This window comes from Lederbergia citrea, from assembly GCF_018343525.1.
In the GTDB taxonomy this organism is placed as follows: domain Bacteria; phylum Bacillota; class Bacilli; order Bacillales; family Bacillaceae_C; genus Lederbergia; species Lederbergia citrea.
In genome coordinates this window covers 348,194-361,050 of the sequence record NZ_JAGYPH010000002.1, presented here as the reverse complement: position 1 = coordinate 361,050, position 12,857 = coordinate 348,194, and the positions used below count along the sequence as shown (strand labels likewise).

Sequence of the window (12,857 nt, the reverse complement as noted above, 5' to 3'; positions counted from 1 at the left end):
TAGGTTCCTTTATCCGATTTTAAATTTGCAGGCTCTTCCAATAAAAATCGATAATTTCCTTCGCCGCCTCTTCTGAATCTTTGAATAAATCATTGCCACTGGAAAGACTTTGATTGCCCATTCTTAAAAGGGACAGAAAAGCATGTGCAGCAAATTTTGGATTCACTTTGCGAATATCCCCATTGTTAATCGCCTTCTCCAGCTCCCGTTCTAGCAAGTGAAAAATCCTTTCTTCCGCTTCCTTCATTTTTTGCATTTGCTGAACGGATAATACCTCCTGGCTCTCTCTTAAATAGGAGTTTAAATCAATGGCTGCCGTTGCCTCCAAATGAGATTCAGCTACTGCAAGAAAACGGTCGTGAAGAGGTATATCAGTTTTCAACATCTGGGTCGTCAGTTCGTATATCCTCTCCATAACTGCAAGCATTGCAGCAGTATAAAGCTCTGCCTTTGTAGAAAAATAATAATATACTGTAGCTTTCGTCACATTACATGCTTGTGCCACCTCTTCAATCGAAACCTTTTGAAATCCTTTATGCAAAAACAGCTGTGCAGCAGCAGCTAATATCAATTCGTCTGTTGGCTGTTTCAACTCGCTGATTCTTGGCCTACCAAGCGAGCGCCCAATATTTTCGTGTTTCATTCTATTCTCGCTCCTAATAAACTTTATATAATTATAACATACGTAAAATTAGCATTGCGTAATTAACTGACCAGTATATATAATTAAAGAAATCACTTACTGGGAGAGTGAGTACTCTTGAAAATGAAGATTTCGAAGTTAGTGGAATGTGCAGCGGGCAGAAAAGGCAGATGGATCACACTTTGCGTTTGGATTCTATTCGCATCCTTATTAACTTTTTTTTGGCCTAGTGTTCAAAGCTCAAAAAATGATGCAATTGAAATGCTGCCTAAAGAGACTATGTCCGTTCAAGCGGCAAAACTTGTAAAAGAGGAATTTTCCGATGCATCAGGATTACCCCTCTTGCTTGTTTGGCATAGAGAAGATGGCTTGACAGAAGAAGATGCTAATCTAATTACAAAATTGTATAAACATCTAGATGAAGAGCCATTAAAACAACAATCATTATTACCGCCATTACACAAGGCACCGTCGCAAGCATTGCTTGCAAGCGCCTCAGACAATCGATCGACAATAGTAACCCCAATATTGCTAAATGAAACGGAAAATGAACTCATTCAAGTTGATATTGATACCTTAAAAGCAACTCTTGCCAAAATAGCTGGCGAAGATCTATTTTCCAAAAAAATTGGGGATAAAGGTTTACTTACCAGAATTACTGGTCCCGCCGGCATTTCTACTGATGCCGTAGCACTTTTCAGTGACGCAGATCTCAAATTGCTGATTGCCACTGTCTTGCTTGTGCTTGTTCTGCTAATCGTTCTATACCGTTCACCCATTCTTGCAATTGTTCCACTCGTTGCTGTTGGCTTTGCATATAGTATTATTTCTCCAATACTCGGTTTTATGGCTGAAAAAGGGTGGATTATTGTTGATTCACAAGCGATTTCGATTATGACAGTGTTGTTGTTTGGAGCTGGTACAGATTATTGCTTGTTTTTGGTTTCCAGATATAGAGACTGTCTGCTCGTTGAAGAAGATTCATTTGCAGCTTTGAGAAAAGCAACTAGAGATACATCAGGGGCCATTATGATCAGCGCTTTGACTACAGCATTTGGACTATTAACTTTACTTCTCGCGTTATACGGTTCTTATCACACTTTTGCTGTTCCATTCAGTTTAGCCATTTTTATCATGGGTCTTACTGCACTAACATTATTACCTGCCCTGCTTGCTATTTTCGGCAGAATTTCCTTTTTCCCATTCATCCCACGTACTAAATCAATGCTACGTGAACTTGAAAAAAAGAAAGGAAAGCCTATGCGCCGACAAAAAGCCCATGGAAAATTCAGTATTTCTCTTGGTAAGTTTGTTACAGCAAAGCCGTGGCTCGTCATTTGCACAACGTTAATTTTACTTGGTGGATTGGCAGCATTTTCACCAAAAATACAATACACATACGATTTGTTAAGCTCATTTCCAAAAAACATGCCTTCTAGGGAAGGTTTCGAATTAATTAGCGAGAATTTTTCAGCGGGGAACTTGGCTCCTATGCAAGTCATTGTAGATACGGATGGAAAAACAGTGCAGTTGGAAGAGAAGTTTTCAAACTTACCTTTTATAAAATCTATAAGTGAACCCCAATCAGCTGCCAAAAATAATGAATTATTATTATACGAAGTCATTCTTTCGGATAATCCTTATTCTGCTGAAGCACTTGATTATGTTTCGACCATAAAAGACAAAGTATTAGAGAGCCTTAAAGAAGCTGGAGTTCCCAAGGCAGAAGAGCATTTCTGGATTGGCGGAGAAACAGCTGGTTTGTATGATACAAAAGTGACTACTGACAGAGATAGTAAAATAGTTATGTCGGCAGTCATTACAGTTATTGCTTTATTGCTGCTCATTTATTTACGTTCAATTGTTGCAATGGTTTATTTACTGCTGACAGTATTGCTTTCCTATTTTTCAGCACTTGGTGCTGGATGGCTCCTTATACATTACGGAATGGGCACGGAGGCAATTCAAGGGCTCATACCGCTTTACACATTTGTTTTCATTGTTGCTCTGGGAGAAGATTACAATATTTTTATGGTATCAAGCATTTGGAAAAAACGGCGATATGAACCTTTGCAATCTGCCATTTCTGGTGGAGTAACTGAAACAAGCAGCGTCATTACCTCTGCAGGATTAATTTTAGCTGGAACATTTGCTGTTCTTGCCACACTGCCTATGCAAGTCCTCGTTCAATTTGGTATTGTAACTGCTCTTGGTATACTACTTGATACATTTATCGTGAGACCTTTACTGGTGCCTTCAATTACATCCGTTCTTGGAAAATATGCTTTTTGGCCTGGTAAACAAAAAGACGAAATTACCCGGGAAATGTCGAACAATCAGTCAAGCTTATAAAGCTTGTCTGATTGTTTTTTTAAAAACTTCTATTTCATCATTTCATGTGAAGTATTCTATTTTTCCTTTGGGAAAATAAGTGTGAATATACTCAAATAGCGTCTCTTTCATTTCCGTTTCTTCTTCTTTCGGATAAATATATTTGCCGATTCCATATTTACCCCATTTATATCGGCGCTTTTCCTCATCTAATTCAAGTTTTGTCATCGGGTAATTTTTCTGAATTACTCTTTTAGCAGGTTTAGTAAAACGATGTTGGATCAACTCGAATGTCACACCATCTTTTGCTTCATCCTCCAACTCCGAGCTTAAGCGTTCAAACAGTAGTTTATAGCCTTCCTGCCATCCTTCAAATAAGTATATGGGAGCAATGATAAATCCTAATGGGTAGCCCGCCCTTGCTACTTTTCCAGCTGCTTCAATCCGTTCATGCAAGCGAGATGTACCCGGTTCAAAGTATTTAATCACATAATCGGCATTCATGCTAAACCGAAAACGGGTCCGCCCATTATGCTTTGCATCAAGCAAGTGATCAACATTGTTAAATTTCGTCACAAACCTCAGTCTTCCTAAAGATGTGTTGCCAAAATACTCGATGGCTCGCTTCAGCGTATGTGTGAGATGATCAATGCCAACGATGTCAGATGTACACGATGCCTCAAACCGTGTAATTTCCGGAGCCCGTTCTTCCATATATTGGTGGGCTGATTCTAAGATTTCCTCTACATTTACGTATGTTCGAATATATGGTTTACTTCCCATCGTTGTTTGAAGATAACAATAGTGGCAATGCCCCATACATCCGGTTGCAAAAGGAATGGCATACTCGGCAGAGGGTTTTGATGTATCGAATTTCAATGTTTTACGAAGTCCAACAACAAGCGTAGATTTAGCAATCCGGTAACGTTGAAAATCATTTTCCCCAGGTAAATTACGAACTTGATTGTGGGAAGTAGTATAACGAATTTCAATATCTTTGGCTTGAAATTTTTTATACAATTCTTGCCCTAATGGGTAATCCAGCGCTTTAGGTTCGAAGTATACAAGCTGAGGCATAAATGGTTTAACCACAAAAAATCTCCCCTTTATTCATCAATGGCTCCGAAATAATAGTTGTAAGCTGTCTCCGCCTCTTCCGCAGATCGATAAATTGCCAATTCATCCGTTAATGGATAATATGTTTCATATAAAAAAACGGCTAGTTGGCCAGGATTATCCGGATCATTCACTACTGCAGCTTCTTGAATATTGGCAACATTTTGCGTGTGAGGATTTCGATAAATCACATAAACGATTTCACCAGGTGTATAAATAGCCTCAGATAAATTCAAATTAACCAAACTCCTTTCTCACATATAGTCTGCCTTTAAAACATACATATATGTATCGGGCGGTGCCTGTCACCACCCGAATTTTGGTGGATAATGTCGAATAAAAAGCGATTCCTGAAATTTCATCAGGAATCGCTTTTTCACATTATTGGTTAAAATTCTAGTCCGCTGCAGCGCCTAGCCCCTCGAGGTCAAATAACCTGATCCAATAAAAGTCAAGACCGGACTTTTTTGGATCAGAACATTTGCTTGTCGGGGCTGACAAAGGCGCTTCCGCTTTAAATAGTCATACTCCCAAATCCGCCATCAACGCGAATGAGCGTACCTGTCACGAAGCTTGAGGCTTTGTCGGACGCAAGCCAAACCGCCGCTCCTTGTAGCTCATCCGGTTCGCCAAAGCGGTTCATCGGTGTATGGTTCATAATTGAGTTGATTCGATCTTCACTTAAAATTTTGCGATTTTGTTCAGCTGGGAAAAAGCCTGGGATAATTGCATTCACGCGAATTCCATGCGGGGCAAATTCCCGTGCTAAAAATTGGGTCATGCTATTGACGCCCGCTTTAGAAACCGAATAAGTGAAGACTCTTGATAATGGTGTTGTTGAAGAAACAGAAGAAATGTTAATAATACTGCCCTTTCTCCCCTGCTCAATCATTCTTTTCGCAAAAACCTGACAAGTTTGCACAAGGCCTTTTAAGTTTACGTCCATAATATCATCCCATTCCTCCATATCGATATCGAAAAAAGGAGTTGGACTGTTTTTTCCCGGGGCATTCAATAATATGTCCCAGCCTCCGGACCATTGCTCAATTTCTTTCGCTAATTGTTCCAACGATTCACGTGAACTGACATCGGCCTGGAATGCTTTAGCGGAACCGCCGGCCGTTTCAATTTCTTGCACGACCTTCTCCGCTTTTTCTACATCGCGGCCTACAATCGCAACTTGGGCCCCGTGTTCAGCAAGCCCGAGAGCCATCGATGACCCTAGAACGCTGTTTCCACCCATCGCAACGGCCGTTTTACCTGACAAATCAAATAATGCGCTCATATGTATCTCCTTTAACTTAAATTTCCTTCATCATCAAATTCCAGATCATATAACTCGGAAATCAACTCCATTTCAGGATGTTGTTTTACATGTTCAAGCAATGCTTCTGACACTTCGATTTCACTAATTTCCAATGTATTTTTGATCCTGACCATTTTCACTTTTGAAAAATCAAGAATATTACTTGTTTTAATCGCCGCTTGAAGCGCCATGCGGTCATTACCCAAAGTGGTCGGAATTTTAGTTGGAGACACGACTGTTGACGTCAACCCGTTCGCATAGGTTACTTCTAAATTCATCTTATCGACCACCCTCTGCGTAGTAAAATCGGCCGTTCCTACTCCATTCGCATTTCCTTCCGTTTCATGCGTCAGATCGAGTACGACCATTTTATTTACGTTCGGCCCGCCATGGGCATATGGCGTCGGGTAGCGCCCGGTAATATTCGGATCCATCCCGTCTCCACTAATGTTTTTCCCGATTTCGTCGATGACAAGGACTTCCAACTCGTCAAAAAGGAGCTTGGGCAACAGCTGTTTCGCAAGTTTTTGCAATTCTACTTCTTTCTGTTCGATTTCTGCGGCTGCCAAAACGTCAACCTCCGCTACTTTATCGAATGCATTTTCAACGGTAGCTACCCCGAATAATACCTGCTTTTTTTCCATGATCATTTTGGCCATTGCCGGAACATTTTCCGCCATATATTTAAAGCCAAGCTGATGGCATGCTTCAGCACCTTTTTGCTTCCCAAGACCGATACTAATCATTTTCATGACACCGCTTTCAATCGGCCCCCGAAATGCGGTATGTGGTTTGACACGGTTAATCACGACGATTCCATCAGCATTAGAAGCGTGTTTGTCTAAATATACAGGTAAACCATTCCGTAATTCTCCTAATTTCACCACTTCCATTGAAGAGCGGATTTCACATCCTGCACTTTCTTCCGTTACACCAAGATGCTTTAAAACAGCCGTTTGTCCTTCAGCCGTTGCACCTCCATGGCTTCCCATGCTTGGAACGATAAATGGTTTCGCACCCCTTTCCTTTAAAAATCTCACCGTAACAGCTGTGAGTTCCGGGAGACGGTCTATTCCCCGGCTTCCCACCGCAAGTGCAATTTCCATGCCCGGCTTAATTTGCTGAACGATATTTTCTTTATTCAACTTTTCCCTAAGCTTTTCTTCTAAGCTATCAATCTTTTGATCTCCAAAACGCTGTCTTACCTTGACCATTTTGGGCAGCGGAATATCTTTTAATAAAACTTGAAGAATATTCATGAGCTATGTCACTCCTTTGCTTAATTCTTCGTCATCTCTCCGTAAAAAACCTTTTTGCATTGTAAAATCCAATATTTTCAACCATCTTTTCTAATGCTGGCATATCATTTGGCGCCAGCCCTTTCTCCACCCAGTCACCAAGCAGATTGCATAAAATTCGACGAAAATAATCGTGGCGCGTATATGAAAGCAAACTCCTCGAATCAGTGAGCATGCCGATAAAATGGCTAACTAGCCCCACATTAGATAAATCTTTCATTTGCTTTTCCATTCCATCAATATGGTCATTAAACCACCAAGCAGAACCGAATTGAACTTTTCCGGGAACACCTTCTTCATAAAAATTCCCCATCATCGCTGAAAGCACGGCATTGTCATTCGGATTCACATTGTAAAGAACTGTTCTTGGCAATTCCCCCGTAACGTCTAATATATCTAAGAAGCGCGACAATCCTTCGGCAACCTGAGAATCACCAATTGAATCAAACCCTGTATCAGGCCCAATTTTCTGTTTCATATTTGTATTATTATTTCTCATCGCGCCCATATGCAACTGCATTACCCATTGTTTCTCCGCATACATTCTACCTAATTCAACAAGCAAAAATGAACGGTAATCAATGATTTCTTCAGCAGTCAATGACTGACCGCTCATACGCTTTTGGAATAACACTTCCGCATGTTCTTGAGTAGTTTTTGTAAAAATCATTTGGGCAATATCATGGTCAGATGCACGGCATCCTTGCTCGTTAAAATAATCCACCCTTTGCCTTAAAGCTCCAACTAAATCGCGGACAGAACCAACGTCTTGACCTGAAACTTTTTCAAGCTTCTTTAGCCACTCATTAAATGTTGGCCTTTCAATAAATAGGGCGCCATCTGGACGAAAGGTCGGTGCCACTTCCGTTTTGAACGAGGGATCATCCTTCAATAGTTGATGATACTTTAGCTCGGAAACGGGATCATCTGTTGTACCAATAAACGCTACATTAGATCTTTCGATAAATTGGCGAGGTAAGAGATCCGGTGTCTGCAGTCTCTCATTACACTCCTCCCAGATTTCACGAGCGGTTTCTGGAGATAAGCTTTTATCAATACCAAAAAAAGTTTCAAGCTCCATATGTGACCAGTGATGAAGCGGATTCCCGATTAAATAAGGCATCGTTTCCGCCCACGCCGAAAACTTTTCCCAGTCGCTAGCTTCTCCAGTAATATACTTTTCTCCGATTCCGTGCATTCTCATTACCCCCCATTTATAATGGTCGCCAGAGAGCCAAACTTGATACATATTTTCATACGGTTTGTTTGCCCATATTTCTTGTGGGTCTAGATGGCAATGAAAATCAAAAATGGGCAATGTGCTGGAAATATGCTGATAAAGACTTTGCGCTGTGCTATTATTTAATAAAAAATCTTTTCCTAAAAATGACTTCATGGAACATCCTCCTTTTATAAAATGAAATCCCTTACAAAAACATTTGTTGACCAAACAAACTATTATGAGTAGAATAGCATCACATCCCTCTTCCGTCAATGATTATGGGAATTTTCACAATATAAAGAACCCATCGCAATTTATATATATTTAAAATAGGAGGGCCTATATGATTACTGGCGACGCAGCCTATATCAAGAAATTAAATAGAGGATTAATATTAAGCAAAATCATTGAAAATGATGGAATTTCACGCGCAGACTTATCGAAAATCACAGGTTTAAATAAAGCCACAATCTCCGTCCAGGTTGCTGATTTATTAGAGGAAGAATTGCTTGTTGAAGGACAGCAAGAACACAAAAATTTGGGAAGAAGACCCATCATTCTTTCTCTTAACCGCAAAGCTGGTTATGCACTAGGGATTGACCTCGATAAGGGTCAAGTTATTTTTAATTTAACTGATTTACTAGGCTACTCCGTCCATACCGAAACTGTACAATTAGAAACTACTAATTACGAGGAAATCCTCGATTTGCTTAGTACTTATATAAGTGACTTTAAAAGTAGATGCCAAGAAAGCGCGTATGGAATTATCGGTGTTGTGGTCGGCGTTCATGGCATTGTATCGAGCGAAGAAATCATCCATTTTGTCCCACAGCTGCAATGGCGGAATCAAAATTTAAAGGCGGATTTGGAGAAAAAGATTGCTGTTAAAGTATTTGTAGAAAACAATGCAAACTTAACAGCTTTTGCCGAAAGAGTCTATAAACATAATCAAAGCGATCATTTACTCAGCATTACGATGCAGTCGGGAATCGGGCTTGGTATGATGACGAATGGTAACATTCTGAAGGGTTTTCACGGATATGCGGGAGAAATTGGCCATATGATTGTCGTTCCGCACGGGGAACCATGTCCATGCGGTAACCAAGGCTGTTGGGAAAGGTATGCAGCGGAATCAAGCTTTTTTAGAGAGCTGGCTGAAAAGTATGGTCGTCACAATGCGGATTTCCACGACATCCAAGCTTGGCTTGACGCCAAAGATCCTGTGATGCATGAACTTATAGATTGTTTTATTAACTACATATCAATTGGCTTAAATAATGTGATTAATTTATACAATCCCGAAGTGATTGTCCTAAATAGTGAATTGCTCCGTTTATATCCTGATGCTGTGAAAAAAATAAAAGCGCGTCTTACATCGACGATTAGTCATTATGACGAATTGCTCGTTTCCGATTTCGGTAAACAGGCGTGTGTCATGGGTGCATGCGTCTATGGCATTAAAAACTTCTTGGAAATTTCCGATCTAAATTTGCAGGTCACAGATGAAAAAATGGCCGCAGCAGGCGAATATTTTTAAAAACCCGATCGAATATTCGATCGGGTTTTTAAAATACCTTTTATTATTTGTTTTCCATCCACTCTGTATGGAACATACCTTCTTTATCAATGCGCGCATACGTATGTGCACCAAAATAATCACGTTGTGCTTGCAATAAATTAGCTGGCAACGTTTCTGTACGATAGCTGTCGTAGTAGGCTATGGCGCTTGAGAAACATGGAACCGCAATTCCTTGTTCAACAGCAACTGCAATGACTTTTCTGAGATCCTTCTGATAGCTTTCAACAATCTCCTTAAAGTACGGATCAAGCATTAAATTCGCCAATCCTGGATCGCGGTCATAAGCTTCCTTGATTTTTTGGAGGAATTGAGCGCGGATGATACAGCCACCTCTAAAAATCATGGCGATATCGCCGTAACTTAGATCCCAGCCATACTCTTCAGATGCCGCCCGCATTTGTGCAAAGCCTTGAGCGTAAGAACAAATTTTGCTCATGTATAACGCTTTACGGACTGCTTCGATTAACTCTTCCTTATTTCCTTCAAAAGGAACTGCTTCAGGTCCATTTAATACTTTGCTTGCTGCCACACGTTCTTCCTTCATAGCAGAAATGCAGCGAGCAAAGACTGATTCTGTGATTAATGGAAGAGGAACACCTAGATCTAGCGCATTTTGGCTTGTCCATTTACCTGTCCCTTTTTGTCCAGCTGTATCCAAAATTACATCGACAAGCGGTTTGCCTGTTTCTTCATCTTTTTTCGCAAAAATGTCTGCAGTAATTTCAATTAAATAGCTATCAAGCTCGCCTTTATTCCATTCTGCAAATACGTGATGAAGTTCTTCAGCATTTAGCCCTAAAATATTTTTCATGATGAAGTATGCCTCACCAATTAGCTGCATATCACCATATTCAATTCCATTATGGACCATTTTCACATAATGGCCGGCTCCATCTGGACCGATATATGTACTGCACGCTTCCCCGTTAACCTTTGCAGAGATCGCTTGGAAAATTGGTTCGACAAGCTCGTATGCTTCTTTTTGTCCACCTGGCATAATCGAAGGACCAGTAAGCGCTCCTTCTTCTCCCCCAGATACTCCAGTTCCAATGAAATGAATACCCGCTTCACTCAATTCTTTGTTACGGCGAATCGTGTCATGGAAGAATGTATTTCCGCCATCGATCAAAATATCACCTTTTTCTAGAAAAGGTTTCAATGATTCAATCGTTGCGTCCGTTGCGTTACCAGCTTTCACCATAAGTAAAATTTTGCGCGGTTTTTCCAATGAGTTTACAAACTCTTCGATAGAATATGCCCCGACAAAATTCTTACCATTTGCTTCATTTTGCATAAATTCTTCTGTTTTGTTAGAAGAACGATTATAGACGGAAACAGAATATCCGCGACTTTCAATATTCAATGCCAAGTTTTTCCCCATTACCGCCAAACCGATTACACCAATTTGCTGTTTTGACAATTTCTCTTCCTCCTTAAAGCAAAAATTATATAAGACGCAATGTCTTCTTTCCTTAAATCACATGTTCATTTTATCATACATTTCCTTTGTTGCATTAACAAGCAAAGCTCTTTGTCATAGAAAAGTTGTATGAGCGGACACGTTAACAATAAAAAAAGCGAGAGCTAATGAATAGCTCCCGCATCATAAATGATTATTAAGATAATACTTCCTCCACCGGTACCTTCAAACCTAGCCCTTCTGCTATTCGCGTTCCAAATTCAGGATCCGCTTTATAGAAATGACTTATTTGGCGAAGCTTAATTTCATCTTTTTCAACCGGCTTCATCGCACCTACTATATTTTCTACAAGACGAGCACGCTCTTCCTCGCTTAAAAGACGGTATAGATCTCCAGGCTGCGTATAGTGATCGTGGTGGTCATAACCAACGCTGTCGGCCACACCAGCAACTGCAAATTCAGCTTGCTTATTATGTGGCGTCTCTTTCGGTCCTTCGAAACTATTTGGTTCGTAATAAACAGAACCACCGCCATTATTGTCAAATCTCATCGAACCATCACGTTGATAATTGTTCACTTCATTCTTCGGACGATTAATTGGAAGCATTTGATGATTCGTACCAACACGGTAACGATGTGCATCATGATAACCAAACAGTCGGCCTTGCAGCATTTTATCCGGAGATGGTTCGATACCAGGGACAAGTGTTCCCGGTGAGAATGTGGCTTGCTCCACTTCTGCAAAATAGTTTTCAGGATTACGATTTAGAACCATGCGGCCAACTTCAATTAATGGATAGTCTTTTTGTGACCAGACTTTCGTAACGTCAAATGGGTCGAAACGGTACGTATTAGCATCCTCAAGTGGCATGATTTGAACATGGAGCTTCCACGCCGGAAAATCGCCGTTTTCGATGGCATTGAATAAGTCCTCAGTATGATAATCAGGATTTTCTCCCGCAAGTTTCGCTGCAAGATCGACATCTAGATTCTTAATGCCTTGCTCCGTTTTAAAGTGGTATTTCACCCAAACCCCTTCGCCTTCTGCATTAACCCATTTAAACGTATGGCTTCCAAAACCGTGCATGTGTCGGAATGTAGCCGGGATACCGCGGTCGGACATTAAGATTGTCACCTGATGCAGCGACTCTGGTGATAAGGACCAGAAATCCCAGATTGCATTTGGATTTTTCAAATGTGTTTGTGGATGTCTTTTTTGCGTATGGATAAAATCAGGGAACTTAATTGCATCGCGAATAAAGAATACAGGCGTATTATTCCCAACAAGGTCATAGTTGCCATCTTCCGTATAAAACTTCACAGCAAACCCTCGTGGGTCCCGAACTGTATCTGCTGAACCTAATTCACCAGCCACAGTTGAGAATCGAATAAACATAGGCGTGCGCTTGCCTACTTCGGATAAGAAATTCGCTTTCGTATACTTCGATAAATCATTCGTCACTTCAAAATATCCATGCGCCCCTGCTCCTTTAGCGTGGACAACCCGCTCTGGAATACGCTCTCGGTTAAAGTGTGCCAGTTTTTCAAGTAAATGTACATCTTGGATCAACGATGGTCCACGAGATCCTGCTGTCATTGAATTTTGGTTATCACCTACTGGTGCACCCCAACTTGTAGTCAAATGATTTTTACTCAAACTAATCCCCCACCTTTATATGTATTGTTAGTGTTAATTATAGTGTTAATTACACTCTATCAAATTTGATAATCTGTTTCAAGTGAAAATTAGTATTTATTTATAATTAATATAAATAACAATGCAGTATACTAGGAAAACAGCCAGTATCAATAACTCGTGAAGCGCTTTCATTTCTCATATCATTTAAAATAGTTAATAGAGTTAAAGTTAACTATTTATATTATATCAAAGATTCTAATTTTTATGAATCATTAATTCCCATTATTTTATAGAGGTGAAAAA

At 40.2% G+C, this 12,857-nt stretch carries 10 protein-coding genes; 2 read left to right on the top strand and 8 right to left on the bottom strand.

Going from position 1 to position 12,857, the window contains the following annotated elements; all coding sequences use genetic code 11:
* Nucleotides 1-19 precede the first annotated feature (19 nt).
* Nucleotides 20-643, bottom strand: coding sequence for a TetR/AcrR family transcriptional regulator (locus tag KHA88_RS10895; protein ID WP_213121931.1), 624 nt, complete (start codon nt 641-643; stop codon nt 20-22).
* A 123-nt stretch (nt 644-766) separates the two neighbouring features.
* Between KHA88_RS10895 and KHA88_RS10890 the strand changes: the two genes are divergently transcribed.
* On the top strand, nt 767-2,995 hold the full coding sequence (locus KHA88_RS10890) for an MMPL family transporter (RefSeq protein WP_213122291.1): 2,229 nt from the start codon (nt 767-769) through the stop codon (nt 2,993-2,995).
* 42 nt (nt 2,996-3,037) lie between these two features.
* Here KHA88_RS10890 and splB read toward each other — a convergent pair whose 3' ends face one another.
* From splB to uxaC, 5 genes are all read right to left on the bottom strand, one after another.
* A complete protein-coding gene (splB, locus tag KHA88_RS10885; RefSeq protein ID WP_213121930.1) occupies nt 3,038-4,066 on the bottom strand; it encodes a spore photoproduct lyase in 1,029 nt (342 codons plus the stop codon).
* A 14-nt stretch (nt 4,067-4,080) separates the two neighbouring features.
* Entirely contained in the window at nt 4,081-4,326 is a 246-nt protein-coding gene (locus tag KHA88_RS10880; RefSeq protein ID WP_249313044.1) for a transcriptional regulator SplA domain-containing protein, read from the bottom strand.
* Between the two features lie 278 nt (nt 4,327-4,604).
* Nucleotides 4,605-5,375: an SDR family oxidoreductase gene (locus KHA88_RS10875; RefSeq protein ID WP_213121929.1), complete on the bottom strand. Its 771-nt coding sequence runs from the start codon at nt 5,373-5,375 to the stop codon at nt 4,605-4,607.
* A gap of 11 nt (nt 5,376-5,386) precedes the next feature.
* Nucleotides 5,387-6,655, bottom strand: a complete 1,269-nt coding sequence (locus KHA88_RS10870; RefSeq protein WP_213121928.1) for a nickel pincer cofactor-dependent isomerase, group 22 — start codon at nt 6,653-6,655, stop codon at nt 5,387-5,389.
* A gap of 31 nt (nt 6,656-6,686) precedes the next feature.
* Nucleotides 6,687-8,090 (bottom strand): glucuronate isomerase, encoded by a 1,404-nt coding sequence (gene uxaC / locus KHA88_RS10865; protein ID WP_213121927.1) that lies wholly within the window; start codon nt 8,088-8,090, stop codon nt 6,687-6,689.
* A 169-nt stretch (nt 8,091-8,259) separates the two neighbouring features.
* On the opposite strand from uxaC, the gene KHA88_RS10860 reads away from it, so the two are divergent.
* Nucleotides 8,260-9,453, top strand: a complete 1,194-nt coding sequence (locus KHA88_RS10860) for an ROK family protein (RefSeq protein WP_213121926.1) — start codon at nt 8,260-8,262, stop codon at nt 9,451-9,453.
* Between the two features lie 43 nt (nt 9,454-9,496).
* On the opposite strand, the gene gndA is transcribed toward KHA88_RS10860, so the two are convergent.
* Both gndA and katA read right to left on the bottom strand, forming a co-directional pair.
* Complete coding sequence (gene gndA, locus KHA88_RS10855; protein ID WP_213107659.1) at nt 9,497-10,915, bottom strand: NADP-dependent phosphogluconate dehydrogenase; 1,419 nt, start codon at nt 10,913-10,915, stop codon at nt 9,497-9,499.
* Nucleotides 10,916-11,111: 196 nt separating this feature from the next.
* Nucleotides 11,112-12,572, bottom strand: coding sequence for a catalase KatA (katA, locus tag KHA88_RS10850; RefSeq protein ID WP_213121925.1), 1,461 nt, complete (start codon nt 12,570-12,572; stop codon nt 11,112-11,114).
* Between the last annotated feature and the right edge of the window lie 285 nt (nt 12,573-12,857).